This window comes from Achromobacter sp. GbtcB20 (genome assembly GCF_019091095.1).
Classification (GTDB): Bacteria; Pseudomonadota; Gammaproteobacteria; order Burkholderiales; family Burkholderiaceae_B; genus Achromobacter; species Achromobacter mucicolens.
In genome coordinates, this window is sequence record NZ_JAGXJZ010000776.1 from 1 (window position 1) to 245 (window position 245).

General features: G+C 60.0%; 1 pseudogene. It reads left to right on the top strand.

The window, feature by feature from the left end:
* A pseudogene (locus tag KVT32_RS31075) lies at positions 1–203 on the top strand (serine hydrolase); the annotation flags it as partial.
* Positions 204–245: the final 42 nt, after the last annotated feature.

Sequence of the window (245 nt, forward strand, 5' to 3'; positions counted from 1 at the left end):
GCTTCGATGCCGTCGGCCACCTGGGCGACGCCTACGGGCTGCGCTCGGTGTTCGCCTTCGACCCGACGCGGCGCAACGGGATGATCGTCCTGGTCGGCGGCAGCGCGCGCGATCCGGGCAGCCAGAAAGGGCGCTATTCGGCGCTCGCGAGTTTCGAAGAAAAATTGCTTACCAGCACATTTAACCATGCCATCGTCGGCTAAATCCGCTTTTGTTGGATAGATCTATCCATGGTGCATGAAATG